Genomic DNA, 26865 nt, shown 5'->3' on the forward strand with positions numbered 1-26865 from the left:
GCCAGGCAGTTGGTCGTGCACGAGGCGTTGGACACGATGTGGTGCTGCTCCGGGCGGTAGGTGGTGTCGTTGACGCCGAGCACGATGGTGGCGTCGACGTTCTTGCCCGGCGCGGTGATCACGACTTTCTTGGCGCCTGCGGTCAGGTGTGCCGCGGCGGCGTCGCGGGTGCGGAACCGGCCGGTCGCCTCGATCACGATGTCCACGCCCAGCTCGGCCCAGGGCAGCCGGGCCGGGTCGGGCTCGCGCAACACCCGCACCTCGGTGCCGTCGACGGTGATCGCCGCCGGTGTGGCGGAAACCTCGTGCTGGTGCCAGGTGCCGTAGGTGGAGTCGTAGCGCAACAGATGGGCCAGGGTGTCCGCACCGGTCACGTCGTTGACCGCGACGATGCGTAACCCGTTCTCGGCACGGTCGGTGGCAATGCGGAACACGTCGCGACCGATGCGTCCGAACCCGTTGATTCCCACACGAATAGTCATGTCCATCACCTTTCGTTCGGCGGGGATGTCAGGCCGGGTAGCGGGTCGATGACCTCGTCCACCGGACGGCGGGGGCTCTGCGGCAGGGGTGCGGCGGCGGTGTGGGCCCAGCCGACCCGGAGAATCAACTGGGGCACGGCGTCGTTGTCGAGGACGAGCTCCTGGATGACGGCGCGGGTGTTGGCGACTTCGAGGGCCTGGGACAGCGGGCAACTGGCCAGGTTCAGCTCGGTCGCGGTGAGCAGGGCGGCGCTGGCCGCCTCGCCGGCGCGCAGCCAGGACTGTGGGTCGTCGTCGGGGGTGGCCAGCACGAGCAGTTCGCCGGCGTCGTCTTCGGCGGCGTCCTCCGTGGACTCGGTGAGCGTGCCGCGGGGGAAGTCGCGCATATGCACCGCGCCGTGGAACGTGGGGCCGGTCAGCGTGTTGGTGGCCAGGATGCCGTCGTCGGCGAGACGGGTGCGGCCGGCCCAGGTGGCCAGTTCGGCGGTGCAGGCCGGATCGGCCTGCTGGGCGGCGGCCGCTTGGTCGATCGCGGTCACCAGATGGTTGTGCAGCCGGACGTCGGTGACCGGGATCAGCAGCGCGCCGTGCCGGGCGGCGCGGCGGCTCAGCAGCTCGAGGTGTTCGGACGGTACCGGCCAGGAGGAGAAGCTGCGGCGGTCGGTGCGCCGGTGGTTGATCGCGGCGGCCAATGCGATGTCCTCATCGGACGGGTGGTGCCGATGTGGCTCGAGCGCGGCGAGGTGGTCGGGGTCGGCCGGGTTGGGGATTCGGTGCACCTCGCTGCTCCAGCCCAGCGCGGCCAGCGCGACGCACAGGTGGTGCAGCGCGGCGCCGCAGGAGATCAGCAGGTCCCGGCCGGCCGGGTCGGTCGCCGGCAGCGCCCGGCTCCGGTCGGCCAGCAGATGCACGCTGGACTCGCCGAGCCGAAACAGCCACGGCTGCGTGTTGTGCACCGACGGCGCGCGCACGGCCAGGGCGATCGCGCCGCGCAGGGTCTCGTGATCGGGTCGGGTGGTGCTCATCGTCCGCCCCCTTTCGCTCTCCCCCAACCCTTCCCTCAGCGGTCGCGGCCCCGGCAGAGAACGAGGCCCCGCCCGTCCGGGACTTCGGTCCCCACGGCCAGAGCCCTGCGGCACTGCCTCATCCACCCCGGCCGCGGCCACTATCGAGACAGAGGTCGAGGAGAGGAGGACGCGATGCGTGCGCAGTCGGGTGACTGGCTGGTCATCGAAGCCGGTGACCTCAGCCGGCACACCCGCCGGGGCCGGATCGAACAGGTCCGCTCGGCCGACGGGTCACCGCCGTACCTGGTGCGGTGGCTGGACAACGGCCGGACCGTGCTGGTCTTTCCCGGACCGGACGCCCACGTGCGCACCGCGGCCGAAGTCGAGTGGACCGACGCCGCCGTCGCCGCGCGGTGCGCCGCCGTGCAGGCCGAGATCGGTCGGAGGTACCGGGGATGACCACCACCATGACGCAGTGGACCCGAGGCGACGTCGCGACGGTCACCTACGCGGTCAAACACGCGCCGTCGGTGCACAACACCCAGCCGTGGGTGCTGGAGTTCGGCGACGGCGCGGTGTCGCTGTTCGAGCGGTGTGAGCTGTCGCTGCCGTGGCAGGACGCGACCGGGCGGGATCGGTTGATCTCCTGCGGCGCGGCGCTTTCCAACCTGCTGCTCGCTCTGCGGGTGCTGGGCTGGGACGCGCACTCCCTGTTGTTCGGTGACCGGGACCGGCCCGACGAGGTGGCCCGGGTGGCCATCACAGCCCGCCGCGATCCGTCTGCTATGGACAGTGCGCTGCACGCGGCGATTCCGTACCGGCGCAGCCACCGGGCACCATTCCAGGACCTGGCCGTCCCCGACGGACTGCGCCGCGAGCTGATCGCCGCTGCGCGGACCGACGGTGTGGCCGCGCACCCGGTGCACGGGCCCGAGCAGAACGCCGCGCTGGCCACCCTGCTCGAGCACGCCGGCCGCGTGCTCCGGGCCGACCGGGGCTATCAACGCGAACTGCGGACCTGGACGAACACCCAGCCCGGCTACCAGCCCGGTGGCGGCCTGCCCCGACCCCGACTCACCTACGACACGCTGCCCTGGGCCGGACTGGTGCGCACCAGCACCGCCCTGCCTCACCCGCTCGTCCTGGCCGACCGGCTGAGCCGGGAATTCCTGGTGCTGCTGCTCACCTCCGACGACGGCCCCGCTGACCACGTGCGCGCTGGGCAGGCCGCGCAGCGGATCTGGCTGGCCGCCACCCACGCCGGTCTGGCCGGCTCGATCCTCACCCAACCCCTGCAGGTCCCCGAAGTCCGCGCCGGACTGATCGAACAGCTCGGCCTGCCCGGCTTCCCGCAGGCTCTGCTGCGGTTCGGCTACCCGGCCCGGCCGGCGCCACCCAGCCCCCGGATGCCCATCTCAGACCTGATCCGATGACAGGAGAACCCAATGCGCACCCCACCCATCGTCGTCGGTATCGACGGCACGCCCGCCGCCCTACGGGCCGCGCGCTGGGCCGCCACCGAGGCACTCCGCCGCGATCGGCCGTTGCGGCTGGTGCACACCTACGAGATTTCCCTGCGTTTTCCGGCCGGGATCGCCGATCCGAACTCGGTGGCCAACGCGTTCCAGGACCAGGGCTGGCACTGGCTGCGCGCCGCCGAGGCCGCCGTGCTCGAGGTCGCGCCCGGGCTGTGCCCGGAACTGGCGCTACTGCGCGCCCCGGTGGTGCTCGGCCTGCTGCACGAGTCGAACTCGGCCGAGATGCTCGTGCTCGGCACCCGCGCACAGAACGGCCTGACCGGACTGTTGGTCGGGTCGGTCTCGGTGGCCCTGGCCGGCCGAGCGCACTGCCCGGTCGTCGTCGCCCGCGGCCGCTGTGAGCACGACACCACCCTGGTGGATGGCCCGGTCGTGGTCGGGGTGGACGGCACGCCGGGCGGCGAGGCGGCGCTGGCGTTCGCCTTCGAGCACGCCGCCACCCACGGCCGCGCGCTGGTCGCGGTGCATACCTGGACCGACTCCCTGCTCGACGCCGCCCTCACCGGAGCCGCGGCGGTGGATTTCAACCCGCTGCAACAGCACGCCTACGAGACCTTGGCCGAGCGCCTGGCCGGCTGGCAGGAGAAGTACCCGGAGGTGAAGATCAACCGGGAGGTCGTCCAGGATCGCCCGGCCCAGGCGCTGCTGCGCTACGCCGGCACGGCGGGGATGGTCGTGGTCGGCACCCGGGGCCGGGGCGGGTTCCGTGGCCTGGTCCTCGGATCCACCAGCCAGCAGCTCATCTACCACGCGCCCTGCCCGGTCGCCGTGGTGCGCACCGACCCGGAGGAGGAACTGTGATGAAGGCGCGGGATCTGATGAGCCGTCCGGTCATCAGCGTTCGTCCGGACGACACGGTGCGCGAGGCCGTCACCCGGATCACCGAGCACGGTTTCGCCGCCCTGCCGGTGGTCGACGAGGGCGGGCAGGTGGTCGGCGTCTTCAGCGAGTCCGACGCCGTGCGGGTCACTATGCGGGCCGGAGATGGCGCCGACCATCGAGGCGACCTGGTGTCGACCGCGATGAGCAGCCCGGTCGAGGTGGTCACCCCGGGCACCGACATCGCCACCGTGGCCGAGCGGATGCTGGCCGGCCGGCTGCGCTGTTTGCCGGTGGTGGAGGAGGGGCTGCTGGTCGGCGTGGTCGCCCGCCGGGACCTGCTGCGCACCCTGCTGCGCGACGACGATGTGATCACCGCGAACGTCCGTGCCCTGCTCGACGACTACGCCGGCAGCCGCCGGCGGTGGACTGTCGAGGTCACCGGCGGCGCGGTGGTCATCGGCGGCGAGTTCGCCGATGACGCCGAGCGGGCGGTGGTGGCCGCGCTGGCCCACACCGCCGCCGGCGTCACGGCCGTGGAACTGCGTCCGGTGACCAGCCTGTCGCTCGGCCGGGACGACTGACCAGGAAATACTTGGTGCGGGCACGCCCTCCTGCCACAGTGGACCCGGTGCGCGGGCGACGAGGGTAGGCAGGATGAACGAGCAACAAACGGCGCAGGTCCGGGTGTCGCTGGCCGGGCTGCGGCTGGATGAACTGCTGGGTGAGGTGCAGGACCGGCTGACCGAGATCGCCCGCACCCGGGACCGGATGCAAGGTCTGCTGGACTCGGTGCTCGCCGTCGGCACGGGTCTGGAGCTGGAAGGCACGCTGCGGCGGATCATCGAGACCGCGGTGGAGCTGGTTGACGCCCGCTACGGGGCGGTGGGGGTGCTCGGTCAGGACGTCGGCCTGAGCGAGTTCGTCTACATCGGCATCGACGCCGAGACCCGAGCCAGGATGGGGCATCTGCCACAGGGCAAGGGCCTGCTCGGCGAGCTGATCGAACATCCGCGGCCGATCCGGCTGCCCGATCTGGCCGAGCATCCGGCTTCGGTGGGTTTTCCGCCCAACCATCCGCCGATGCGCAGCTTCCTCGGGGTGCCGATCCGGGTCCGCGACGCGGTGTTCGGCAACATCTACCTCACCGAGAAGCGGGACGGGGGCGAGTTCACCGCCGACGACGAGGTGGTGCTGCAGGCCCTGGCGACCGCCGCCGGGATAGCCGTGGAGAACTCCCGGCTGTTCGAACGGGCCCTGCTGCGGGAGCGCTGGCTGCAGGCGACGGCCGAGATCAACGCGAGCCTGCTCGGCGGGGCCAGCGGCGAGCAGGCGCTGAGCCTGATCGTCGATCGGGTGTTGCGCCTGTCGGCTGCGGACTGCGCGCTCATCCTGCTGTTGGATGCCGGTCAGCCGGGCCAACTCGTGATCCGGGCCGGGTCCGGGACACACGCCGACCGACTGCTGTCGGGGACCATCGCGGTCACCGAGCCGGCCATCGCCGGGGTGGTCTCCGCCGGGACCCCCGTGCTGATCCCCGATCTGGCCCACGCGCTGCCGGGTGGCCTGGCCGGCACGGACCTCGCGTACGGCCCGGCCCTGGCCGTGCCGTTGGGCACGACCGACCGGGTCAGCGGTGTGCTGCTGGCGTTGCGGGACAAGGGTGCGGCGGCGTTCGACCAGGAGCAGGTGCCGGTGCTGGCCTCGTTCGCCGACCAGACCGCACTGGCTCTCGAACTGGCCGACAAGCAGCGCACCCAGCGCCAGCTGGACCTGCTGGCCGACCGGGACCGGATCGCCGGCGACCTGCACGACCACGTCATCCAGCAGCTGTTCGCCACCGGCATGAGCCTGCAGGGCGGGGTCCGGCGGATCACCGACGAAGAGGCCCGGCGCCGGGTGGTGAAGGCCATCGAACAGCTCGACAACACCATGCGCGACATCCGCACCTCGATCTTCGACCTGAACACCGGCGCTGACGCTTCCGGGGTGAGCCTGCGCCGCCGCATGCTCGACGTGATCAACGAGGTGTCCACCGATGCGGTGGTGTCGCCGACGATCCGGATCAATGGCGCGGTGGACACCCTGGTGCCGGCGCAGCTCGGCGAGCACGCGCTCGCGGTGCTGCGCGAGGGCGTCAGCAACGCCATCCGGCACGCCAAGGCCCACGAGATCATCGTGACGATCGAGGTGACCGACGACATGATCATGGACGTCGTCGACGATGGGATCGGGCTGCCCGCCGACGTCGCCCGTAGCGGCCTGCTCGGCATCGAACGCCGCGCCACCGAGTGCGGCGGGACGGTCAGCATCGGTCCGGGACCGCGCGGCGGCACCCGGCTGACCTGGCGGGCTCCGCTGGATTAGTGCGAGGGCTTCTTCTGCAGTTGGGTGGCGAGCACCGCGACCTGGGTGCGGCGTTGCAGTTCGAGCTTGGCCAGCAGGTGCGAGACGTAGTTCTTGACGGTCTTCTCGGCCAGGCACATGCGCTCGCCGATCTGCCGGTTGGTCAATCCCTCGCCGATCAGGTCGAAGACGGTGTGTTCCTGCTCGGTGAGGTCGGCCAGCGGGTCGTGCGTGGCGCGTTCCCGGCGGATCCGGTTCATCAGCGCGGTGGTGGTGCGCGGGTCGAGCAGTGAGCCGCCGGCGCCGACCGTGCGCAGCGCGTTGACCAGATCGGTGCCCAGCACCCGCTTGAGCACGAACCCGGACGCTCCGGCCATGATCGCGTCGAACAGGGCCTCATCGTCGGCGTAGGAGGTCAGCATCAGGCAGTTCAGCTCGGGCATCGTCGAACGCAGTTCCCGGCACAGCTCGACCCCGTTGCCGTCGCCCAGCCGCACGTCCAGCACGGCCACGTCGGCCGGGGTCTGGGGAATCCGGACCAGCGCCTCGGCGACCGAGTCCGCTTCGCCGACGACCTCGAGGTCCGGTTCGAACTCGAGGAGATCCGTCAGCCCGCGCCGCACGACCTCGTGATCGTCCACCAGAAAGACCCGTACCATCGCCAACACCTCCGCTCGTGACGTTAGCGCCGTCCCACCTCGCTCGACACGCACCTGTGACCCTGCCGACCAGGGCCCAAGGTCCCTGCCAGAGCATGGCGGTTCGTCAGCGGCGGGGTTTCCTTGTGCCCTTACCGGCCGCCCGCTGGGGGGCTCTACTCGAGCCATGAGGACTCCGACAGCGGGCACGGTCCGCGTGCTGATGACCGACCGGGTGGTCGCGGTCACCGCCGCGACGACACTGGAGGACGCGCTGCGGGTGATGACCGAATGCCGGGTCCGGCACCTTCCCGTGATGGAAGGCGACCGGTGCGTCGGAATGGTCCAGGAGTCCGATCTGCTCTGGACACTGTGGACACACGGCGCGGTGGCGGAGCCGGTGGGCCGCAATCGCATCAAACCCGCTCCGCTGGTGGACCCCGACGACCCGATGGTCCTGGCCGCGGCCCGGATGAGCGAAGGCGGCAACGACGCGGCGCTGGTGACCCGGGACGGATCAATCGTCGGGATCATCACCGCCGCTGACATCGTCCGTTACGTCGGTGAGCACGGCGTCGAGCAGGGCGGGTAGCGCTGCGGCGACCTCAGGCGTGAGGTCGATGCCGAAGCCGATGTCGGCGGCTTCGACGGCGTAGACGATCAGGCGCTGGGGCAGGCGGTCCAGGACGGTCCCGAGTTGCACGGCCTCGGGGATGCCGAGGCCGTGAGAGCTGGCGGCCGGGGTGCCCGCGGGCAGCTGGTCAAGATTGGTGCGGTGGATGCGGCCCGGGTGGGCAGGCTGGCACAGTACGGCGTCGATGACGATGGCGAGCGGGGCGCCGGCCCAGGCGTCCAGCAGCCGGGTGGGTTCGCCGTCCAGTACCTCGATGTGCACATCGGACAGCTTTCGCTGGGTCAGAAGTTCGGCGAGCGCGGGACCGACGCCGTCGTCGCGGCGGTAGGGGTTGCCGATCGCGATGACCACCTTCATCGGCGGTCCATGGTCAGCTCGAGGAAGTGCGCCGAGCAGGAGATGCACGGGTCGTAGTTGCGGATGGCCTGCTCGCACAGCCCGGTCAGGGTGTGGTCGTCCAGGTGCAGGTTGGCCTGGACGAGCCGGGCCAGGTCGGTTTCGATGGCGGCCTGGTTCTGCGCGGTGGGCGGCACGATGTCGGCCGAGGAGATCAGCCCGTCGGCGTCGATGCCGTAGCGGTGGTAGAGCAGGCCGCGCGGCGCCTCGGTGGCGCCGTGCCCGGTGCCCGGGCGGGCCGGGACCGCCACGAAGGACTGCTCGGGCGGTTCGTAGTCGTCGATCAGGCGCAGGGCTTCGTCGAGGGCGTAGACCACCTCGACGGCCCGGATCACGATGCTGCGGAACGGGTTGCGGCACACCGGGCCGAGCCCGGCATCGGCGGCGACCTCCCGGGCGGTGCGGGACAGGTGGGCGGAGCTGATGGCGTAGCGGGCCAGCGGTCCGGTGAGGAACTCCGCACCATCCAGCCGGGCGTGCAGCGCGGTGGAGTGCGGCACCTGCTGCTCGACCACGTGTCCGGAGTAGTCGGCCAGCGGCCAGGTCGCACCGGAGGCGGTGCGCGGGGTGCCGGTCTCGATGGCGTAGCGGCCGGGTTCGTGCAGGGCCAGCAGCTCGTGGTCCAGCTCCAGATCTGGAAAGTCGAAGGTGGACACCCACGCTGTGGTGGCGATGGCGGTGTCCAGGGCGGGCCGCAGCCGCTCGGCCAGCCCGGCCAGCTCGGCCCGGGTCGGTACCCGGTAGAACCCGCCGAGCCGCACGTTGACCGGGTGGATGGCCCGCCCGCCGACCAGCTCCAGGATCGCGTTGCCGGCTTTCTTCATGGCCAGGCCGCGTTCGACGATCTGCCGATGGTCCTGGGCCAGGGTGATGGCGTCCGGGTAGCCGAGGAAGTCCGGGGCGTGCAGCAGGTAGATGTGCAGGGTATGGCTGGAGATCCACTCGCCGCAGTAGAGCAGCCGGCGCAGCGCCGCCACCTGCCCGTCGACCGACACCCCGCTGGCGTCCTCGATGGCGTTGCAGGCGGACAGCTGATAGGCCACCGGGCAGATCCCGCAGATCCGGGCGGTGATGTCCGGCGGTTCGGTGTAGGCCCGGCCGCGCAGAAATGCCTCGAAGAACCGGGGCGGCTCGTAGATCCGCATCGCCACCCGCTCCACCCGGCCGTCCCGCACCGACACGTGCAGCGCGCCCTCACCCTCGACCCGGGCCAGCCCGCTGACCTGAAGCTGCCGGCTACCGCGATGCGACATCGACCCGCCTCCTCACTGTTTCGACCCATCATGCTCTGCCGCCCGGGTCCGAGCGCGGGTCGTTGGTCGCATCGAGCGGGGACCATAGGCTGCGGCGCGCGTCCGATCGCCTGTTTACCGTCGGGCGCATGGAAGAGCTGTATCGAGTCCGCAAGGGACAGGTTGCCGTGGTCGACGTGCCGGAACTGGACTACCTGTCGATCCAGGGACGGGGGGTTCCGGGTGGGCCGGAGTTCCAGCACGCTGCCACACTGCTGCGCACCGCGACCGCCGGATGTCCTCGCATGCCGATCGAGGCCCTGTGGTGGGTGGACGAGGCGGTGTTGACCGACCTGGTTCGCGACCTGACCCAGGGCCGCACCAGCCGGATGGACCTGCCGCCGGACTGCTGGCGCTGGCAGGCGCTGGTGCGGGCCCCGGATCCGGCCACGGCCGAGGCGATCGCGGGCGCCACGGACGGGATCCGCTACCTGCGGTGGGCCGAGGGACCATCCGTCCAGGTGCTGCATGTCGGGCCCTACGCCGCCGAAGGCCCCGCGGTGCGGCGGCTCTATGCGGCCATCGACGCCGCCGGCTGCCGGCCACGCGGCCGCCATCACGAGATTTACCTCAACCAACGGCCGACCACCCTGCTGCGCCAACCCATCGAGGCTCCGCGTAAGGCTGCCTTGACCGGCGCCGGCCGACCTGGTGGTCACGCCGCACTGGCCGCTCACCCAGCGCGGTATTGACGAAAGTCCCTACCGAGTGAGGACTCGCGCCGCTGCCGGCCCAGCATGGTCGCGACGACAGTGGAGTGCGAAGCCATCACGAAGGAGCACGCCATGACCGACAACGGCACTCGCCCGATGGTGGTTGGCGTGGACGGATCCGCTGTCGCCGAGGCCGCCCTGCGTTGGGCGACCGACGAGGCGGCCCACCGCGGCAGCCCGCTGAAGGTGGTCACCATTGCCAACCAGCCGCGGCTGGCCTACACCGTGCCGGCACAACCGGACTGGGTCGCGCGCGCGGCCGGGCAGGCCACGGTCCTGATCGCCCGACCGGCATGAACGCCGTGGAGTGGGACGAGCCGGCGGCGGTGCGGGAAACCCATGTGGCGACCGTGTTCCTGACCGGGGACCGAGCCTACAAGGTGAAGAAGCCGGTGGATGTCGGGTTTCTGGACTTCCGCACCCGGGAACGCCGGCTGGCCGCGTGCCGCCGCGAGGTGGAGCTGAACCGGCGCCTGGCCCCGGACGTCTACCTCGGCGTCGCCGACGTGTCCGGTGTGGACGGTGCCGTGTGCGACCACATGGTGGTGATGCGCCGGATGCCCACCGCGCGCCGGCTGTCCACCCTGATCGCCAACAAGGAACCGGTGGCCGACACCGTGACCGGTTTGGCCCGGATGATCGCGACGTTCCACGCGGGCTCCCGGCGCGGGCCGGAGATCTCCGCGCAGGGCACCCGGGATGCCATCGCCGGGCGCTGGGAGGACAGCTTCACGCAGGTACAACCCTGGTGCGACACCGTGTTCGGGCCGGGTGTGCTCGACGAGATCATCGCACGCACCCGGTCGTTCCTGGCCGGCCGTGCGGCGCTGTTCGACGCCCGGGTGGCCGCCGGCCGAATCGTCGACGGGCACGGGGATTTGCTGGCCGACGATGTGTTCTGCCTCGACGACGGGCCGAGGGTGCTGGATTGCCTGGAGTTCGACGACCGGCTGCGCTACCTGGACGGGTTGGACGACATCGCTTTCCTGGCCATGGACCTCGAGCGACTCGGCGCCCCGGAACTGGCAGTGCTGCTGCTGGAGCGTTATGCCGAGTTCGCCGGTGACCCGGCCCCGCCGGCACTGCGCGAGCACTACCTGGCCTACCGCGCGTTCGTCCGGGCCAAGGTCGCCTGCCTGCGGCACGCCCAGGGCGCCGCGTCCGCCGCGACCCAGGCGGCCACCTACGCCGAGCTGACCCTGCGGCACCTGCGCAGCGGCCAGGTCCGGCTGATCCTCGTCGGCGGACTGCCCGGCACCGGAAAGTCCACCGTGGCCGGGCAACTGGCCGACCAGTTGGGCGCCGTGCTGCTCTCCAGTGACCGGCTCCGCAAGGAGCAGGCTGCAATCAACCCGCACGACCGCGCGGCGGCACCCTTCGGCGACGGCATCTACACCCCGGCACACACCGAACGCGTCTACACCGAGCTGCTCCACCGCGCCGAACAACTCCTCGCGCACGGCGAAACGGTGATCCTGGACGCCTCCTGGACCCGGCAGACCGGCCGCGACGCCGCGGCCGCACTGGCCACCCGCACGCACAGCGAACTCCGCGCGCTGCGCTGCACCGCCCCCGCCACGGTCACCGCGGCCCGATTGCGCGAGCGCACCGGCACCCCGTCCGACGCCGACCACACCATCGCCACCGCCATGACCCGCACCGCCCAACCCTGGCCGGAGGCCACCGACCTGGACACCACCGGCTCACCCGCCCAGACCGTTGCCACGGCGCTGGCGGCAATCAGCGGGCCGGAATTCCCGGTGGAGCGGGGACCTGCGTCCCGGGCAGGAGAACGCCTTCGCCTCTAGGGCCGCACCGGTCCACACGAGACCGTTGGATCATGAGAACGATCCGACGATTCTGGCCCCGCAACAGCGAACTGATGCGGCCCGCCGACCGGATCGAGAAGGCCGTGCTGGGCTTGGCCGTGCTCGCGGCGATGGTGTTGCTTCCGGTGGCCTTGGCCATCGGATCGGAGACCTACGCCCGCGGCGCCCAACTCGCGGGGCAGCAAAGCGCGCAACGCCAGCAGGCCATCGCCATCCTGTCCGAAGCCGCGCCCCCGCCGGCACCGACCATGCACAGCGGACTGGTCGCCCAGACTTCGATGGTCACCGCCCGCTGGCAACTGCCGGACGGCAGCGTCCGCACCGGCACGGTCGCGGCGACCAGCGGGTCGCCGGCCGGCACCCGGGTGCCGATCTGGCTGGACCGGGCCGGCAACGTGGTGCCGCCGCCCATGACCCCGGCCGGCGCGGCCGGCGCCGGAGTGGTCACCGCGATCGGACTGTGGGCCGTCGGCCTGACCGCCCTCGCTGGCCTGTACCTGCTGGTGCGCCTGGGACTCGACCGCTGCCGCCTGGCCGGCTGGCAGCACGAATGGGCGGCAACCGAGCCGGGCTGGACCCACCGGCCGAGCTGAACGGGAGAAGGAGCCATGCGCAAGATCACCGAAGCGGCCACGGAATTCCTGGCCAGCAAACGGATCGCGGTGACCGGCGTGTCCCGCGACCCGCAGGGCCACGGCAGCAACATCGTCTATCAGCGGCTGCGGGAACGCGGCTACCAGGTCTTCGCGGTCAACCCCAATGCCGATGCCGTCGAGGGCGACCCCTGTTACCACGACCTGAAGTCCATTCCCGGCGGGGTCGAGGCCGTGGTCATCGGCACCCGTCCGGAGACCGCCGAAGCCACCGTCCGCGAGTGCGCCGAACTCGGCATCGACCGAGTGTGGATGCACCGCTCCTTCGGCGCCGGCAGCGTGTCGGACGCCGCCACCGAGTACGGCCGAACCCACGGCATCACCGTCATCGACGGCGGTTGCCCGCTGATGTTCGAGCCCACCTCCGACCCCGGGCACCGGGTGATGCGCCGGATCTGCGCGCTCACCGGAAAGTTGCCCCGCCGCGCCTGAAAGGAGGAGAGAACCATGACCGCGACAAGGGTTGTGGTGCTTGGCAGCGGGTTCGCCGGGTTGGAGACGGCGTTCCTGTTGCGGTCCCTGCTCGACCACGACCAGGTCGAGCTGACCGTGGTGTCCGACCGGAGCGACTTCCTGTTCAAGCCCAACACCATCTACCTGCCGTTCGGCGGCGACGAGCATCGGCTGCACATCCCGCTGTCCGCACCGCTGGCCCGCCGGCACATCACCCACCGGGTCACCCACGTGGACGGCATCGACGCCGACCGCGGCCTCGTGCACACCACGCGGGTCCTGCCGATCCACTACGACCGGCTGGTGATCGCCACCGGCGCGACCATGCACCCCGAGGAGGTGCCCGGCCTGGCCGAGCACGCCCACCAGATCTGGACACCGCGCCAGATGCGCGCCCTCGGCGACGAGTTGCAGTGGGTGGCCGCGCACGCCGCGCACGGCCGGCCCCAGCGGGTGCTGTTCCTGGTCCCGCCCAACAACAAGTGCGCCGGCCCGCTGTACGAGATCGCGTTCATGCTGGACACCTGGCTGCGCCGCAAGGACGTCCGCCACCAGGTCGACATCACCTTCACCACCTACGAGGACCGCTACATCCAGGCCTTCGGACCCCGCCTGCACCAGGTGGTCGAGCACGAGTTCGCCCACCGCGACATCGACGGCCACACCGGCGTCGAGGTCACCAAGGTCACCGATACGCATGTCGCCTACACCGACGGCACCGACCGGGAGTTCGATCTGCTGATCGCCTTCCCGCCCTACGTCGCCTCGGTCCGCTACGACGGCCTGCCCGCCGACGATCGCGGGTTCCTCACCTGCCACCCGGCTACCCGCCAGGTCGTGGCCCACCCGGAGATCTTCGCCCCCGGCGATGCCGGAGACTTCCCGGTCAAACAAGCCTTCCTGGCCTTCCTGCAAGCCGACGCCGTGGCCAACACCATCGCCGCGCAGATCCTCGGGACCGGGCCGCGCGCCGGGTTCGAGCCGGTCAGCATGTGCGTGATGGAGATGTTCGACAAGGCCACCTTCGCCCAGGTGCCGCTCACCCTGACCGGCCGGCCCGGCGCACCCGTTGCCGTCGACCAGTTCAACCTGGGCGCCTACCGAGTCGGCACGAGCAAGATCTGGCGGCTGGGCAAGAAAACCCTCGGCCTCTACCTCCCGATGCGGTTCCGCCGCGGCCTACCTTTCCACGCCGGTGCACCCTGGCGCGCCATGGAAACCGGCCTGCACGCCGGAGCCCGCTGGCTGGCAACCTGACCGGCCGTCATCGGCCCAGTGGTGCGGTGGCCGGTCCAGCGGATGTGCTCGTCGAGAAGTTGGGCGGGCACCGGGCGGGGTAGGTACGCGGTCGGTTCGCCGACGCGGAATGGACCCGGCGAGGGTGCGGTCGTCGCGGGTCACGTCGCGGGGTAAGGGTTCCACGGATGCCAGGTGGCCGGGATCGGTCGAGTCGGGCAGCCGGTGGTCAGCGGAAGCCAGCCGACCGCGGGCAGCGCGACCCGGAGGTGGTGCAGCGCGGCACCGCGGCTGATCACCTGGTCGCGCCCGTCGGCATCGGTGGCGGCCAGGTGCCGCCGCGGGTCGGCATGGACCTCAATGGTGCGGTGGCCGACCCGAAACCGCCACGGCTGCGAGTTGTGCACCGACGCGCCCGCACCGCCAACTCCAGTGCGGTGCGAACGACCACCTCGTCAGGAAACCATGCATGTCGTGCCCCTCAGACGGCGCATCGGTCCACGTCCTGGAAGCGACCATTCCTCCTGAAGCGGGCACCGTGCGGTGATCACGAGATCCGGATGTCGCGGTGTTGCAGGGTGACCGCGGCCGCGACGACCAGCAGTGCGGTGACCAGCAGGACGCCGGTCAGGCCGGCCGGGTTGGGTTGGCCGTCGAGCAGGTCGGCGGGTGCGGCGAGGTGGAACGGGGAGATCACCCGCAGCGGCCGCAGCCAGTCGGCCAGTTCGGCGAGCGAGGCGACCAGGTAGGTCAGTACGGCGATACCGATACCGGCCGCGGCGGCCAGCCCGCGCCGCCCGGTGACGCCGCCGACCGCGAGCGCGATCGCGCCGAACGGCGCGGCCAGGGCGGCAGCCACGGCGGCCGCGCCGACCAGACGGGCCGGCGAGAGGTCCATCCCGGCCAGGACGCCACCGAGGACGAGGGTGACGGTGAGCGCGGCGACGGCCAGCGCGAGGTTGATCAGCAGGGCGAGGGCCTTGGTCAGCACCACCTGGACCCGGCTGATCGGGTTGGCCAGCAACAGGTCCATCGTTGCGTGCTGCTCCTCGGCCGCGGTGGCCGCCGAGGCCTGGCCGATCAGCATGCCGATCAGGATCAACGGGGTGGTGACGCTGAACACCTCGGTTTTCAGGTAGCCGATCGGGGTGCCGAAGCCGGCGTCCATGTTGAACATCGACTTGAGCGCGTCGGGGTAGGAGTCGAACAGTCGCTGGAAGTCGGATGCGGCGTCGCGCATCACCGGGAACACCGACAGTTGCAGGGCCACCATCGCGACCAGCACGCCGGTCCAGCCGATCGTGCTGGCTCTGGTGTCGCGCATCGTCTTGCGCAGCAGGTCAGGCGACATGGGAGTGCACCTTGCCTTCCACGTAGTCGAGGAAGATGTCCTCGAAGTCGGGTTCGTGGCTGGTCACGTTGAGCACGGGCAGTGCGGCGGCCTCGCGCAGCAGCTCCCCGACCGTTCCGGCGACCCGGCAGCGCACGGTCGTTCCGTCGGCGGTGGCCTCGCGGACGCCGGGCAGTGTGGCGAATCGTTGCGCTGACACAGGTTCGGCGAAGGTGAACTCCAGTTCGCGCAGCGCGTTGGCCTTGAGCCGATCGACCCGGTCCTGGACCGCCAGCTCGCCGTCGAGCAGGATGCCGACCCGATCGGCCACATGCTCCACTTCGGACAGCACGTGTGAGGAGAACAGCACGGTGCCTCCGCCGTGGGCGTACTCGCGCAGGTGGTTGTGGAACTCGCGCTGCACCACCGGGTCGAGGCCCGAGGCCGGTTCGTCCAGGATCACCAGTTCGGGCTCGTGCAGGAACGCCTGCACCACGCCGAGCTTCTGCCGGTTGCCCTTGGACAGCTGGCCACACTTGCGGGCGAGGTCCAGGTCGAACCGCTCGGCCAACCGCAGGGCCGGACCCGGATCGCGGTGACCGCGCAGACCGGTGCACAGATCCAGGAACTGCCGGCCGGTCAGGTTCGGATACAGCACCAGATCGCCGGGCAGGTAGCCCAGCCGGCCACGGATCGCCACGGAATGGGTCGCCAGGTCCAAACCGAAGATCGAGATCGTGCCGGCGGTGGGACGAATGAGGTCGAGCAGCAACCGCAGCGTGGTCGTCTTGCCGGCGCCGTTGGGCCCGAGCAGCCCGTAGATCTCACCCGGCTCGACCCGCAGATCGAGGTCCCGCAACGCGTCCACCCGGCCGTAGCTCTTGCCGAGCTTCTCGGTCCTGATCATCGCTGGCCTGCCCGGAGCGCCTGGCCGCGCTGCTCGTACTCCTCGCGGTCGATCTCGCCGCGGGCGAGCCGCTCGTCGAGAATCCGCCGCGCACCGTCCTGCCCCGTGCCGTTGTGCCCCCAGTGGCGGACCAGCAGCACCGTCACGGTGATCAGCCCGCCCCAGAACACGACCATGGTCAGGATCATGAACAACGACCCGATCCAGCCATAGCCGTGGTGGTCCCAGTAGCCGTCCCAGCCAGGCATCGCACACCTCCGTCCATCGTCGGACACCACCCAGGCTCGTCCGGCCCGCGGCGTGGGGGAAGGGACGGAGGGACCGCCTGCGCGGAGTCCAAGGTCTCTCGTGTGAGCGCGGCGCCCGTGGTCAGGCTGGATACATGGATGAGGAACGGGAACAGCGCTGGGGCGCGGTGAGCGGGTTCGTCGCGCTGGCCGTGGCCGCGGTCGCGGTCGGGTTCGAGCGCAGCGTGCCGGACCCTGATCGGACACCGGCCGAGGTGCTGGACTTCTATATCCGCAACGGGAGCGAGCTTGTGGCGCAGAGCCTGTTGTTCGTGCTCAGCTCCGGGGTCCTTCTGTGGTTCCTGGGCAGCCTGCGCACGTTCCTGGCGCGGATGGAAGGGCGGCCGGCGCGGCTGTCCTCGATCGCCTACGCGGCCGGGATCGCCTGGATCGTGCTCAACCTGGCCGTGCAGGCACCGCAGATCGCGCTGGCGCGGACCGCGGACACCGGGCTGCCACCGCAGGTGGCGGTCGTGGTCAGCGATATCGGCCTGGGGCTGGCCACGATCGCCGACGTTCCGGTCGCGGTGCTGGTCACGGCCGTGGCCGTGCTGTCGTTGCGGGACAAGGTACTTCCCACGTGGTTGGGCTGGCTCTCGGCGCTGGTGGCGGTGGCGCACCTGGCCGCCTGGGTCGGCGTCGTCACCGACGCCGGGCCGCTTTCGCCTGGCGGCTGGGCGACGTTCGTGATCTATCCGGTGTTCGTCGGGTGGCTGATCGCCATCACCACGGTGATGTTCACCCACACCGGCGGACCCGTTCGACAAGGAGGTGTGTCATGAGACCCGTTCGCTTGTGGATCGGGCTGGTTCTGCTCCTGCTGGGTGTCCTGGGGGTGCTCGACGCGACCGGAATGCTGGACGCCGGCACGGCGATCGAGCAATGGTGGCCGGTGGGCATCATCGGGCTGGGCCTGCTGGTCATGCTCACCACCCGGCAGATCTCGTTCTGGCCCATTGTGATCACCGGGTTCGGCCTGATCCTGTTGGCCGACGCGCAGAACTGGGCGACCGGCAGCCTGCTCGGCCCGGCCGTGCTCATCCTGATCGGCGGCGCGGTCCTGGCCGGCCTGGCCCGGCACCGCATCGCCGCGCCGGTGACCGAGCCGGTCGCGGTGTTCAGCGGCGCCCGTGCCGTGGACCGTTCCGAGCATCTGACCCACTCCGACGTGACGGCGGTGTTCGGTGGCGCCACCCTTGACCTGCGTGAGGCCCACATCGATGAGGTGGCCTCGGTCGACGCGTTCGCCCTGTTTGGCGGCGTCAAGATCCTGGTGCCCACCGGTTGGCGGATCGCGGTCGGCGGCCTGCCCATCTTCGGCGGCTACGACGACAAGACCACCGGCAACGGCACCCTACCCCCGGACGCGCCTCTGCTCAAAGTCAACGCCACCGCCATCTTCGGCGGCGTCGAGGTCACCAACGATCCGAAATGAGGTGAACGACAATGCCACGCCGGCATTGGAAGGACCTGACCCCCGCCCAGCGGAAGGTCTTCATCGCGGCCAGCGCGGTGCAGATCGGGCTGGCCGCCGCGGCCTGGACCGACCTGGCCCGCCGCCCGCAGGAACGAGTGAACGGCCGCAAACCGCTGTGGGCCGCGGCGATCGCCGTCAACTTCGTCGGACCGATCGCCTACCTGCTGTGGGGCCGGGCGAAGACCAAGGCCCCTGCCCCGTGAGCCGACCGGAGAACCAGTCACCCGGTACGGCCGTGATGCTGCACCTGGCCAGGTTCGGCACCGGTGCCGACGCGCCCTCGGCCAAACCGGCGGCCTGCCCGCGGGCGGTGTGCGCACGCCCTGGTCCATCACGGTGGCCCGCCAGGGCGCCACCACACCCGCGCTCACCATCGTCGCGTTCACCGGGGCCCACTACGCCGACGTGGAACGGTTCGCCGTTACCGCTCGTCCGCCCCACGATCTGAGCGGGACCGGGATCTCAGCCCGCCCAGGCCGAGAGGCAGGGCCGGTGGTCGGGGTCGCGGAGCCGGTCGAGCGCGTGGAGTTGGAGTTGGCGCACCCGTTCTGGGCTGATCCGCAACCGCTCGGCGGTCTCCCGCAGGGTGCTCGGCTGGCCGGTGCGCAGGCCGAAGCGCAGGGTGATGACCTGAGCCTCGCGCGGCGGCAGGGCGGCCACGGCCGCCTGAACATCGTCGATGAGGGCGTGGTGTTCGGCGACGTCCGGCGTCGAGGGCAGCTCGGCGTCCTCGATGAGCTCACCCAACGCCACCCCGGTGTCCTCGCCCACCGGGGTGTCCAAACTGACCACCGCGCGGCCGATCCGGCGCAGTTCGGCGACCCGCCCCGCGGTCTGGCCGGTCCGCTCGGCCAGTTCTTCGGCGGTCGGCTCCTGGGCCTGGTGCAGGGTCAGTTGGTGTTCGGCCGCGCGCACCTTGTTCAGTTCCTCCCACACGTGCATGGGCAGCCGGACGGTCCGGGACTCCTCGGCGGCGCCGCGTTCGATCGCCTGGCGGATCCACCAGGTGGCGTAGGTGGAGAACTTGAATCCCTTGGTGTAGTCGAACTTCTCCACCGCGCGGATCAGGCCCAGCGTGCCGCTCTGGATCGCGTCGAGCAGCGGCACGCCCCGGCGGTAGTGCTTGCGGGCCACCGCCACGACCAGTCGCAGGTTGGCCTTGATCATGTGGTCCCTGGCCTGCCGGCCGTCCTCGGCCACGGCCCGCAACTCGTGCCGGCGGACCGCGGTCAGCTGGTGCGGTCCGCCCGCCGGTTCGCCGAGCACCTGCTCCGCGTAGAGCCCGGCCTCGATCCGCCGGCCCAGCTCGACTTCCTCGGCAGCGGTGAGCAGGGGAACCGAGCCGATCTCGTTCAGGTATCGCCGAACCAGATCGGGCTGGCCGTCGTCAGCACGGAGTTTCATAGCCGCCGCCCGGTCCTAACCGGACAGCTGGACCGGTCGGTGGGTGATGGCCTCGATGTCCTGAACGGTCGCGTCCAGCAGTTGGTGCGCCAGGTCGGACAGTGCGCGGGCGACGGCCAGTTCGTCGCCGATCTCGGGCACGTTGGTGTCGGCCGGGTTGAGCCGGGCCAGGCCCGTGCCGACCAGCCTGGTGTCGTCCGGGTTGTGCAGCCGGGCGGTGGCCCGGGTGCGCTGCTCGTGCTCGTCGACGTAAATGTCCACTCGCCACTGCTTGGCCGTGGTCATGATGTCCACCTCCTTCGGTCTCCAGCGTGCTGCCGGTGCGTTCGGCGGCCTAGCTTCGAACGTCCCTCGTGGCCGGGACCTAGGACCGCATCGGCCGGCGCCGGGGAGGGCGACGCTGGGGGTATGGCCGTCCGAGATTTCCTGGACCGTTTCCGGCCGGCCGCCGCACCCGGTGCCGCGGCCGGTGGCGGCGTGCCGGCCGATCGCGCGGCCGACCTCGCCGCTGAGCTGGACCGGGTGCTGGCGCTGCTGGACGAGACCGAGGCGCACACCGAGTCCCTCCGCGAGCGGGCCCGGCAGGAGGCGGCGGACCGGCGCGGACGGGCCGCTGCCCGCGCCGACGCGATCGTCCAAGAAGCGGCGCGCCGGGCCGCCACGGTGCGGGCGGAGCTCGTGGCGGCCGCGGTAGAGGACGCCGACGCCGAGCAGACCCGCGCGGCGGCCGACGCCGAACGCGCGGCCCGGTCCCTGCGCCAGGCCGCCGAGCAGCGGATGTCCGGCTCGGTCGCCAGGGTGCTGGCCCGACTCGACGCGATCACGACGGAACTCGGGGGGAGGCCGGGATGAGCGCGCGGTGGGTGGCCGGCAACGTGCGGGCCCGGGCGCTGTCCAGCCGCCGGGTCGGCACCGATGGCGCCCGAGCGCTCGCCGCCGCCCCGTCGCTCGACGACGCGGTGCGGCAGCTGGCGGCCACCCCCTACGGCCGGGATGTGCATGCCGGCCAGACCCTGGCGCAGGCCCAGCACGCGGTCGGCGCCACCCTGCTGTGGCATCTGCGGGTGTTGGCCGGCTGGCAGCCCCGCGAGGGCGTCGAGAGCGTCCGGCTGCTCGCCGGCGGTTTCGAGATCACCAACTCCGACGAGCTGCTGCTCCGGCTGCGGGGCGGCAGCGCCGAGGAGCCCTACCAGCTCGGCCGGCTGGGCGTGGCCTGGCGCCGGCTGGTCTCGGCGGCGTCGCGGGCGGAGGTCCGAGAGATTCTCGCCGCGTCCGCCTGGGGCGACCCCGGCGCCGACACACCGGCCGCGATCGAGCTTTGGATGCGGATGAGTTGGGCGGCACGAGTTTCCACCGCGATCCCGGAGGCGGTCCGATGGGCGGCCGGGGCCGCCGCGCTCCGCGTGGCCCGGGAGGTGTTTCAGCTCGGCCGCCGGCTCGACGACCCCGCCGGCCGGCGGGTGGCGGCGCTGCTCGGCCCCGGCGCGCTCACCGCGGGCACGGTCGCCGACTTCCGGCGTGTGCTGGGGCCGGACGCGCGCTGGGCGTTGTCCGATGTGGACGCGGTGGATGACCTGTGGCGAGCCGAGGCGCGCTGGTGGCACCGGTTGGAAGCCGACGGGTTCGAGCTGTTGCACGGCAACCGGTTCGACGGCCAACCGGTGGTCGGCACGGTCGCGGTGCTCGCCGCCGACGCCTGGCGGGTGCGGGCCGCGCTGCGGGTGGCGGCCGGCGGAGGCGCGGTGGGGGTGTTCGATGTCCTTGTCTGAGGCCGTTCGGCCGGTGCGGATGCGGCGGGTCGCCGTGGTGGCCCCGCAGGACGCCCTGCGGGACGTGCTGGTGGCCGTGGCGCGGGCCGGCGTGATCGAGCTGGAGGCGCCGGTCGATCCGGACGCGCCGCCGGGCGAGGCCGCCGAGCGGCTGCACCGCATGGGTGCGACCGCGGCGCCCGCGCTGTCGCGGGACGCACCGGATCTCGACGCGCTGGAGCGGGCCGGCCGGGCCGATCTGCTCGCCGGCGAGGCGCAGCTGGCCGAGCGGGCCAGGGCCGCGGTCCGCCGGGGGAGCGTGGCCGGGCTGGCCGGCTGGTGTCCGGCGGATTCGGTGCCGGAGGTGGCCGGCGTGCTCGCCCCGCTGGGTGCCGCGCTGGTGGCGGTGCCGGGCCCGCGCGGGGTCGACCCGCCCACGCTGCTGCCCTCGGCCGGCCGGCTGCACCGGTCGTTCGAGCCGCTGGTGGACACCTACGGCACGCCGGCCTACCGGGACGTCGATCCGACCCTGCTGGCCGGGATCAGCTACGTGGTCATGTTCGGAATGATGTTCGGCGACCTGGGCCACGGGCTGCTGCTGGTGGCCGCCGCGCTGCTGGTGCGCACCGGCCGGCCGCGCCGGTTCGCGTCGTTGCGGCGGGTCTGGCCGTTCCTGGCCGGGGCCGGGCTGGCCGCGATGCTCTTCGGGCTGCTGTACGGGGAGTTCTTCGGCCCGACCGGGGTGCTGCCGGTGCTGTGGCTGTCCCCGCTGGACGAACCGGTGCGGCTGCTGCTGACCGCGGTGGCCTTCGGGGCGGTGCTGCTGGCCGGCTCCTACGCGGTGGGCACGGTGAACCGGTGGCGGGAAGGCGGGGCCCGGGCGGCGCTCTACGCCCCGTCCGGGATCGCCGGCTCGGCCCTGTTCCTCGGGGCCGGTCTGGTCGTCGCCGGGGTACTGCTGCCGGCGGCCGGGGTGCTCCTGGTGGGCGCGGTCCTGGCCGTGACTGGGCTGGTGCTGGCCGGTATCGGCCTGTTCACCGGATCCGGCGGGGGAGTGGCCGGCGGCGTGCAGACCGGCGTCGAGCTGTTCGACCTGGTGGTGCGGCTGGGTTCCAACGTGGTGTCCTTCGCCCGGCTGGCCGCGTTCGGCATGACCCATGCCGCGCTCGGGTCGCTGGTGTGGACCGCCGCGGTCGCCCTGACCGGCGGCGGCGCTCTGCTCGCGCTGGCCGGCGTCGTGGTGTTCGTGGCCGGCAACGCGCTGGCGTTCTCACTCGAGGCGCTGGTCGCCGGCGTGCAGGCGATGCGCCTGGAGTTCTACGAGCTGTTCTCCCGGGTGTTCGAGATTCAGGGGCGGCCGTTTCGTCCGTGGCGGCTGCCCGTCCAAAGTGAGGTGTCGTCATGACTGCCTGGCTGATCGGTGTCCCGGTGCTCGCCGCCGTCACCGGTGGCGCGTACCTGTTGTTGCGCTACAACAGAAAGCTCGCCATCCGCGTGTTCCTCACGGTGGACGCGCTGCTGCTGGTCGGTGCGCTGGTGGTGCTCGTGCTGGCGCTGACCGCGGATCCGGCCACCGCCGCCGGCGTGGCCGCCCAGCCGGCCTCGGCGTCCGGTAACTGGGCCGCCTCGCTGGGGGCGGCGATCTCGGTGGCCGGATCGTCGATCGGCGCGGGCATCGCGGTGGCCTACACCGGTGCCGCCGCTTTGGCCGCGATGAGTGAGCGGCCGGAGCTGTTCGGCCGGTCCATGGTGGTCGTCGGCCTGGCCGAGGGCATCGCCATCTACGGCCTGATCGTCGCGGTGATCCTGATCGGGCAGACCTGACATGGGCACCATGGCCGCGATCGGCGCCGCGGACCGGATCCAGGGGTTCGCCCTGGCCGGCGTGCTCGTGCGCCCGGCCGGAGACGCCGCGGCCGTGTTGACCGCCTGGCGCGAACTGCCCGATGACGTCGAGGTGGTCGTGCTGACCGGTCCGGCCGCCGCGGCGCTCGGTGCGGCCGTGACTGAACCGGCGGTACCCCTGGTGGCCGTCCTCCCCGAGGAGCAACCGTGACCACTGTCGCCGAAGCGCTGCGGCCGGTGCGGGCCGAGCTCATCCGCCGGGCCGAGGCTGACGCCGCCGCAACGCTGGCCGAGGCCGACCGGGCCGCCGAGACCACGCTGGCCGAGGCCCAGGGCCGAGCCGAGGCGATCATGGCCGAAGCCCGGGCCCGGGGCGCGGCCGAGGGCCGGGCCGTGCGGGCAGCCGGACGGGCCAGGACCCGGCGGGCCGCCCGGGAAAGTCGGCTGCGCGGCCAGCGCAAGATCTACGACGAACTGCTCCGCCGCGTCCTCGCCGCGCTGCCCGAGGTTCGGGCCACTCCCGGCTATCCGGGTCTGCGCGCGGAACTGGCCGCTCAAGCCCGGGCGACACTCGGGCCGCAGGCTCGCCTCAGCGAGCCGCCCGGCGGCGGAATCATCGCGCAGCTGGATGGCCGGCGGGTCGACTACAGCCTGGAAACCCTTGCCCGGCAAGCCGTTGACGCGCTGGCGGCGGAGCTGGAGGAGCTGTGGACACCGTGACGGACAGCGGGACCGGTCGGATCAGCCGGGTGGCCGGGCCGCTGGTGGAGGCCGACGGGATCGGCGAGCCGGCGATGTTCGATCTGGTCGAGCTGGGCTCGGCGGCTCTGCCCGGCGAAATCGTCGCGATCCGCCAGGACTCGGTGCGCATCCAGGCTTACGAGTACACCGGTGGGCTGGCGCCCGGCCAGCCGGCCGTGGCGCTGGGCCGGCCGCTGTCCGCCCGGCTCGGCCCCGGTCTGCTCGGCGGCGTGTTCGACGGGTTGCTGCGCCCGCTGTCCGGGCCGGCGGTGCGGCTGGTGCCCGGCGCGGCCTTCCGGGCCGACGCCACCGTACGCTGGTCGTTCACCCCGGTGGTCGCAGCCGGCCGCGAGGTGGGCCCGGGCGCGTTGCTGGGCACCGTGCCCGGCAGCGGCCCGGTCCAGTACCGGATCCTGGTGCCTCCCGGGGTCGGCGGCCCGGTCGAGAAGATCGTCGGAGAAGGCCGCTACCCGGCCGATCAGGTGGTCGCGACCGTCGGCGGGGTGGATGTCGCGCTGACCACCGCCTGGCCGGTGCGCCGACCACGGCCCGCGCGCTCCCGTATGGACGGTGTGGAGCCGCTGGGCACCGGGCAGCGGGTGCTTGACCTGCTCTACCCCGTCGCGCGCGGCGGCACGGCCGCGGTGCCCGGCGGGTTCGGCACCGGCAAGACCGTGCTGCTGCAGCAGTTGGCCAAGTGGTGTGACGCCGACGTGATCGTCTACGTCGGCTGCGGGGAGCGCGGCAACGAGCTGGCCGACATCTCCGCCGAACTGCTCGAGCTGACCGATCCGCGCACCGGCGGCCGGCTCCTGGACCGGATCGTGATCATCGCCAACACCTCCAACATGCCGATGATGGCCCGCGAGGCGAGCATCTACTCCGGCATGACGGTGGCCGAGTACTTCCGCGACATGGGCTACCACGTGGTGCTCATCGCCGACTCCACGTCCCGCTGGGCCGAGGCGTTGCGCGAGTTCGCCTCCCGCACCGGAGCACTGCCCGCCGAGGAGGGCTACCCGGCCGACCTGGCCTCCGCACTGGCCGCCTTCTACGAACGCGCCGGGGCCGTGGTCACCCTGGGCGGCGAGCGCGGCTCGGTCACCGTGGTCGGCGCGGTGTCGCCGGCCGGCGGTGACCTGGCCGAACCGGTCACCGCGCTGACCGAGCGGTTCGTCCGGTGCAAGTGGACACTCGACCGCGATCTGGCCTACGCCAGGCACTACCCGGCGGTGTCCTGGTCCGGCTCGTTCTCCCGGGACGCCACGGCCGTCGGTGCCCACCACGCGGGCCACGGCGATCCCGGCTGGCCGGGACGGCGGGCCCGGGTGCTCGGCCTGCTCGGCGACGCCGACCGGCTGGGCGAGCTGGCCGATCTGGTCGGCGTCGGCGCGCTGCCCGACCACGAGCGGATCGTGGTGCTGGCCGGGCGGCTGTTGCGCGACAGCGTGCTCCAGCAGAGTGCGCTGTCGGCCAACGACGCCTACTGCGACCCGGCGAAGACCGCCGCCCTGGTCGACGCCGTGCTGTCCGTCGTGGACCGCTGCCTGGAGCTGGTGGCGGCCGGCTTGGCCGCCACCGCGATCGAGGAATGTGACTTCGGCCCGCTGGTGCGCGCGCGGGAGGAGACCGGCCCACGCGACGCGGCCGGTGTCGGCGAGCACCGGGACCAGATGCTCGCCCAGCTCGGAGAGCTGTCGGAGGTGCGGCATGAGTAGCCGATGGGGTGAGGTCGAGTACACCGACGTGTGCGAGCTGCGTGGCCCGCTGATGGTCGTGCGCGGGGTGCGCGGGGTCGGCTGGGACGAGTTCGCCCGGGTCCGCCTGGAGTCCGGCGAGCAGCGCCACGGGTTGGTCCTGGAGGTGCACCACGACCTGGCGGTGCTGCAGATCCTGGAGGGCACCGCGGGCATGACCAAGACCGGCACCCGGGTCGCCTTCGCCGGCGAGCCGCTGCGCATCCCGGTCGGACCCGGCTGGCTGGGCCGCACCTGCACCGGCCGCGGCGAACCGGCCGACGGCGGCCCCCCGATCCTCAGCTCCGCCACCGCGCCCGTCGCCGGATACCCGCTCAACCCGGTCTGGCGCGAACCACCGGCCGAACCGGTGCTCACCGGCGTGTCCGCGATCGACGCGCTGACCACCCTGGTGCGCGGCCAGAAACTGCCGATCTTCGCCGCCCCCGGGCTGCCACACCTGGAGCTGGCTACCCAGATCGCCGCCCAGGCCACCGTCGCCGGCGAGCCGTTCTGCGTGGTGTTCGCCGGCATGGGCCTCACCCACACCGACGCCGCCTTCGTCCGCGACGCCCTGGAAGACCGCTCCGACGCCGGAGAGCTGGTGCTGCTGCTCAACACGGCGGGCGACCCGGTCATCGAACGGATCCTCACCCCGCGCCTGGCCCTGACCATCGCCGAGGACCTCGCGTTCACCCACGGCAAGCACGTGCTGGTGGTGCTCACCGACATGACCGCCTACGCCGAGGCGCTGCGCGAGGTCTCATCGGCCCGGGGCGAGCTGCCGGCCCGCCGGGCCTACCCCGGCTACCTCTACAGCGACCTCGCCTCGCTCTACGAGCGGTGCGGCCGCATCCGCGACCACCCCGGCTCGGTCACCGTGCTGCCGGTGCTGACCATGCCGGCCGGCGACATCACCCACCCGGTGCCCGACCTGACCGGCTACATCACCGAGGGCCAGATCGTGCTCTCGCCCGACCTGCACGCCCGCGGCATCTACCCGCCGATCGACGCGCTGTCCTCGCTGTCCCGACTGATGCGCAAGGGGGCCGGGCCGGGCCGCACCCGCGAGGACCACCTGCCCCTGGCCGCCCAAGTCCTCGCCGCGCTGGCCCACGCCCGGCAGGTGCGCGACCTCGCTGACCTCATCGGAGCGTCCGCGCTCAGCCCGACCGACCGGCGCCACCTGGACTTCGCCGACGCCTTCGAACACCGGCTCGTCGACCAGCGCCGCGACGAGCCTCGCACCCTGGACGACACCCTGGACCGGGCCTGGCAAGCGGTGCTGACCCTGCCCGAACGCGAGCTGGTCATGCTGCCCGCCGCCCTGCTCCGGCTGCGGAAAGCGAGCTGA

At 72.1% G+C, this 26865-nt stretch carries 34 protein-coding genes; 23 read left to right on the plus strand and 11 right to left on the minus strand.

The genetic code is table 11. The features are described from left to right. Both VFV67_RS01455 and VFV67_RS01460 read right to left on the minus strand, forming a co-directional pair. Positions 1 to 482 (minus strand): glyceraldehyde 3-phosphate dehydrogenase NAD-binding domain-containing protein (locus VFV67_RS01455; protein ID WP_326466582.1); only part of this gene is annotated, 482 nt, incomplete at its 3' end. A gap of 5 nt (positions 483 to 487) precedes the next feature. After that, positions 488 to 1507 carry an Acg family FMN-binding oxidoreductase gene (locus VFV67_RS01460; RefSeq protein ID WP_326466583.1) on the minus strand — a complete coding sequence of 340 codons (1020 nt, stop codon included), beginning with the start codon at positions 1505 to 1507 and terminating at the stop codon, positions 488 to 490. A gap of 174 nt (positions 1508 to 1681) precedes the next feature. Here VFV67_RS01460 and VFV67_RS01465 point away from each other — a divergent pair, with 174 nt between their 5' ends. The 5 genes from VFV67_RS01465 (at position 1682) to VFV67_RS01485 (ending at position 6213) form a co-directional block, all read left to right on the plus strand. Further along, positions 1682 to 1948, plus strand: coding sequence for a DUF1918 domain-containing protein (locus VFV67_RS01465; protein ID WP_326466584.1), 267 nt, complete (start codon positions 1682 to 1684; stop codon positions 1946 to 1948). Then, positions 1945 to 2922 (plus strand): Acg family FMN-binding oxidoreductase, encoded by a 978-nt coding sequence (locus VFV67_RS01470; RefSeq protein ID WP_326466585.1) that lies wholly within the window; start codon positions 1945 to 1947, stop codon positions 2920 to 2922. Before VFV67_RS01465 ends, VFV67_RS01470 begins: the two co-directional genes overlap by 4 nt. Positions 2923 to 2934: 12 nt before the next feature. Next, entirely contained in the window at positions 2935 to 3828 is an 894-nt protein-coding gene (locus VFV67_RS01475) for a universal stress protein (RefSeq protein ID WP_326466586.1), read from the plus strand. Continuing rightward, positions 3828 to 4430 carry a CBS domain-containing protein gene (locus VFV67_RS01480; RefSeq protein WP_326466587.1) on the plus strand — a complete coding sequence of 201 codons (603 nt, stop codon included), beginning with the start codon at positions 3828 to 3830 and terminating at the stop codon, positions 4428 to 4430. The genes VFV67_RS01475 and VFV67_RS01480 overlap by 1 nt, the downstream gene beginning before the upstream one ends. A gap of 73 nt (positions 4431 to 4503) precedes the next feature. Beyond that, entirely contained in the window at positions 4504 to 6213 is a 1710-nt protein-coding gene (locus tag VFV67_RS01485; protein WP_326466589.1) for a GAF domain-containing protein, read from the plus strand. Here the strand turns inward: VFV67_RS01485 and VFV67_RS01490 are convergent. Continuing rightward, a complete protein-coding gene (locus VFV67_RS01490; RefSeq protein WP_326466591.1) occupies positions 6210 to 6851 on the minus strand; it encodes a response regulator transcription factor in 642 nt (213 codons plus the stop codon). The two genes, VFV67_RS01485 and VFV67_RS01490, sit on opposite strands and share 4 nt — an antisense overlap. Positions 6852 to 7017: 166 nt before the next feature. On the opposite strand from VFV67_RS01490, the gene VFV67_RS01495 reads away from it, so the two are divergent. Next, the gene (locus tag VFV67_RS01495; protein WP_326466592.1) at positions 7018 to 7422 is read left to right on the plus strand and encodes an HPP family protein; all 405 of its coding nucleotides are present in this window, start codon (positions 7018 to 7020) and stop codon (positions 7420 to 7422) included. On the opposite strand, the gene VFV67_RS01500 is transcribed toward VFV67_RS01495, so the two are convergent. Together VFV67_RS01500 and VFV67_RS01505 are read right to left on the minus strand one after the other, a co-directional pair. Then, on the minus strand, positions 7348 to 7821 hold the full coding sequence (locus tag VFV67_RS01500) for a hydrogenase maturation protease (RefSeq protein ID WP_326466594.1): 474 nt from the start codon (positions 7819 to 7821) through the stop codon (positions 7348 to 7350). The genes VFV67_RS01495 and VFV67_RS01500 overlap by 75 nt on opposite strands. After that, positions 7818 to 9113 (minus strand): Ni/Fe hydrogenase subunit alpha, encoded by a 1296-nt coding sequence (locus tag VFV67_RS01505; protein ID WP_326466595.1) that lies wholly within the window; start codon positions 9111 to 9113, stop codon positions 7818 to 7820. The genes VFV67_RS01500 and VFV67_RS01505 overlap by 4 nt, the downstream gene beginning before the upstream one ends. A 128-nt stretch (positions 9114 to 9241) precedes the next feature. Here VFV67_RS01505 and VFV67_RS01510 point away from each other — a divergent pair, with 128 nt between their 5' ends. The 6 genes from VFV67_RS01510 to VFV67_RS01535 all read left to right on the plus strand — a co-directional run bounded on the left by VFV67_RS01510 (position 9242) and on the right by VFV67_RS01535 (position 14057). Next, positions 9242 to 9844: a GyrI-like domain-containing protein gene (locus tag VFV67_RS01510; protein ID WP_326466596.1), complete on the plus strand. Its 603-nt coding sequence runs from the start codon at positions 9242 to 9244 to the stop codon at positions 9842 to 9844. A 93-nt stretch (positions 9845 to 9937) separates the two neighbouring features. Beyond that, positions 9938 to 10162, plus strand: a complete 225-nt coding sequence (locus VFV67_RS01515; protein ID WP_326466597.1) for a universal stress protein — start codon at positions 9938 to 9940, stop codon at positions 10160 to 10162. Beyond that, positions 10159 to 11673, plus strand: coding sequence for an AAA family ATPase (locus VFV67_RS01520; RefSeq protein ID WP_326466599.1), 1515 nt, complete (start codon positions 10159 to 10161; stop codon positions 11671 to 11673). Before VFV67_RS01515 ends, VFV67_RS01520 begins: the two co-directional genes overlap by 4 nt. Positions 11674 to 11705: 32 nt before the next feature. Then, entirely contained in the window at positions 11706 to 12287 is a 582-nt protein-coding gene (locus VFV67_RS01525; protein WP_326466601.1) for a hypothetical protein, read from the plus strand. A gap of 15 nt (positions 12288 to 12302) precedes the next feature. Further along, positions 12303 to 12779, plus strand: a complete 477-nt coding sequence (locus VFV67_RS01530) for a CoA-binding protein (RefSeq protein ID WP_326466603.1) — start codon at positions 12303 to 12305, stop codon at positions 12777 to 12779. 15 nt (positions 12780 to 12794) lie between these two features. Continuing rightward, positions 12795 to 14057, plus strand: coding sequence for an NAD(P)/FAD-dependent oxidoreductase (locus tag VFV67_RS01535; protein WP_326466604.1), 1263 nt, complete (start codon positions 12795 to 12797; stop codon positions 14055 to 14057). 140 nt (positions 14058 to 14197) lie between these two features. Here the strand turns inward: VFV67_RS01535 and VFV67_RS01540 are convergent, their stop codons facing one another. The 4 genes from VFV67_RS01540 to VFV67_RS01555 all read right to left on the minus strand — a co-directional run bounded on the left by VFV67_RS01540 (position 14198) and on the right by VFV67_RS01555 (position 16521). Continuing rightward, positions 14198 to 14443 carry a hypothetical protein gene (locus tag VFV67_RS01540; protein WP_326466605.1) on the minus strand — a complete coding sequence of 82 codons (246 nt, stop codon included), beginning with the start codon at positions 14441 to 14443 and terminating at the stop codon, positions 14198 to 14200. Positions 14444 to 14583: 140 nt separating this feature from the next. After that, on the minus strand, positions 14584 to 15387 hold the full coding sequence (locus tag VFV67_RS01545) for an ABC transporter permease subunit (RefSeq protein ID WP_326466606.1): 804 nt from the start codon (positions 15385 to 15387) through the stop codon (positions 14584 to 14586). Continuing rightward, a complete protein-coding gene (locus VFV67_RS01550) occupies positions 15377 to 16273 on the minus strand; it encodes an ABC transporter ATP-binding protein (protein WP_326466608.1) in 897 nt (298 codons plus the stop codon). Before VFV67_RS01550 ends, VFV67_RS01545 begins: the two co-directional genes overlap by 11 nt. Further along, the gene (locus VFV67_RS01555; protein WP_326466609.1) at positions 16270 to 16521 is read right to left on the minus strand and encodes an SHOCT domain-containing protein; all 252 of its coding nucleotides are present in this window, start codon (positions 16519 to 16521) and stop codon (positions 16270 to 16272) included. The genes VFV67_RS01550 and VFV67_RS01555 overlap by 4 nt, the downstream gene beginning before the upstream one ends. 134 nt (positions 16522 to 16655) lie before the next feature. On the opposite strand from VFV67_RS01555, the gene VFV67_RS01560 reads away from it, so the two are divergent. The 3 genes from VFV67_RS01560 to VFV67_RS01570 are packed head-to-tail and all read left to right on the plus strand — an operon-like array spanning position 16656 to position 18240. After that, positions 16656 to 17342, plus strand: coding sequence for a hypothetical protein (locus VFV67_RS01560; protein WP_326466610.1), 687 nt, complete (start codon positions 16656 to 16658; stop codon positions 17340 to 17342). Further along, positions 17339 to 17995 carry a LiaF transmembrane domain-containing protein gene (locus VFV67_RS01565; protein ID WP_326466612.1) on the plus strand — a complete coding sequence of 219 codons (657 nt, stop codon included), beginning with the start codon at positions 17339 to 17341 and terminating at the stop codon, positions 17993 to 17995. Before VFV67_RS01560 ends, VFV67_RS01565 begins: the two co-directional genes overlap by 4 nt. Before the next feature lie 11 nt (positions 17996 to 18006). Continuing rightward, positions 18007 to 18240 (plus strand): PLD nuclease N-terminal domain-containing protein, encoded by a 234-nt coding sequence (locus tag VFV67_RS01570; RefSeq protein ID WP_326466614.1) that lies wholly within the window; start codon positions 18007 to 18009, stop codon positions 18238 to 18240. A gap of 259 nt (positions 18241 to 18499) precedes the next feature. On the opposite strand, the gene VFV67_RS01575 is transcribed toward VFV67_RS01570, so the two are convergent. Both VFV67_RS01575 and VFV67_RS01580 read right to left on the minus strand, forming a co-directional pair. Next, the gene (locus VFV67_RS01575) at positions 18500 to 19441 is read right to left on the minus strand and encodes a sigma-70 family RNA polymerase sigma factor (RefSeq protein ID WP_326466615.1); all 942 of its coding nucleotides are present in this window, start codon (positions 19439 to 19441) and stop codon (positions 18500 to 18502) included. Between the two features lie 15 nt (positions 19442 to 19456). Continuing rightward, positions 19457 to 19726: a DUF1876 domain-containing protein gene (locus VFV67_RS01580; RefSeq protein ID WP_326466617.1), complete on the minus strand. Its 270-nt coding sequence runs from the start codon at positions 19724 to 19726 to the stop codon at positions 19457 to 19459. Between the two features lie 123 nt (positions 19727 to 19849). Between VFV67_RS01580 and VFV67_RS01585 the strand changes: the two genes are divergently transcribed. The 8 genes from VFV67_RS01585 to VFV67_RS01620 are packed head-to-tail and all read left to right on the plus strand — an operon-like array spanning position 19850 to position 26865. After that, positions 19850 to 20293, plus strand: a complete 444-nt coding sequence (locus tag VFV67_RS01585; protein WP_326466618.1) for a hypothetical protein — start codon at positions 19850 to 19852, stop codon at positions 20291 to 20293. Next, on the plus strand, positions 20290 to 21210 hold the full coding sequence (locus VFV67_RS01590) for a hypothetical protein (RefSeq protein ID WP_326466619.1): 921 nt from the start codon (positions 20290 to 20292) through the stop codon (positions 21208 to 21210). Before VFV67_RS01585 ends, VFV67_RS01590 begins: the two co-directional genes overlap by 4 nt. Then, positions 21197 to 22594, plus strand: a complete 1398-nt coding sequence (locus VFV67_RS01595) for a V-type ATPase 116kDa subunit family protein (RefSeq protein ID WP_326466620.1) — start codon at positions 21197 to 21199, stop codon at positions 22592 to 22594. The genes VFV67_RS01590 and VFV67_RS01595 overlap by 14 nt, the downstream gene beginning before the upstream one ends. Beyond that, positions 22591 to 23013, plus strand: a complete 423-nt coding sequence (locus tag VFV67_RS01600) for an ATP synthase subunit C (RefSeq protein WP_326466622.1) — start codon at positions 22591 to 22593, stop codon at positions 23011 to 23013. The genes VFV67_RS01595 and VFV67_RS01600 overlap by 4 nt, the downstream gene beginning before the upstream one ends. 1 nt (position 23014) lies before the next feature. After that, entirely contained in the window at positions 23015 to 23245 is a 231-nt protein-coding gene (locus tag VFV67_RS01605; protein WP_326466623.1) for a hypothetical protein, read from the plus strand. Then, on the plus strand, positions 23242 to 23754 hold the full coding sequence (locus VFV67_RS01610) for a hypothetical protein (protein WP_326466624.1): 513 nt from the start codon (positions 23242 to 23244) through the stop codon (positions 23752 to 23754). The genes VFV67_RS01605 and VFV67_RS01610 overlap by 4 nt, the downstream gene beginning before the upstream one ends. Beyond that, the gene (locus VFV67_RS01615) at positions 23751 to 25493 is read left to right on the plus strand and encodes a V-type ATP synthase subunit A (protein WP_326466626.1); all 1743 of its coding nucleotides are present in this window, start codon (positions 23751 to 23753) and stop codon (positions 25491 to 25493) included. The genes VFV67_RS01610 and VFV67_RS01615 overlap by 4 nt, the downstream gene beginning before the upstream one ends. Continuing rightward, on the plus strand, positions 25486 to 26865 hold the full coding sequence (locus VFV67_RS01620) for a V-type ATP synthase subunit B (RefSeq protein ID WP_326466627.1): 1380 nt from the start codon (positions 25486 to 25488) through the stop codon (positions 26863 to 26865). The genes VFV67_RS01615 and VFV67_RS01620 overlap by 8 nt, the downstream gene beginning before the upstream one ends.

Origin of the sequence: Actinophytocola sp., from assembly GCF_035762905.1 — a bacterium.
In the GTDB taxonomy this organism is placed as follows: domain Bacteria; phylum Actinomycetota; class Actinomycetes; order Mycobacteriales; family Pseudonocardiaceae; genus DASYTH01.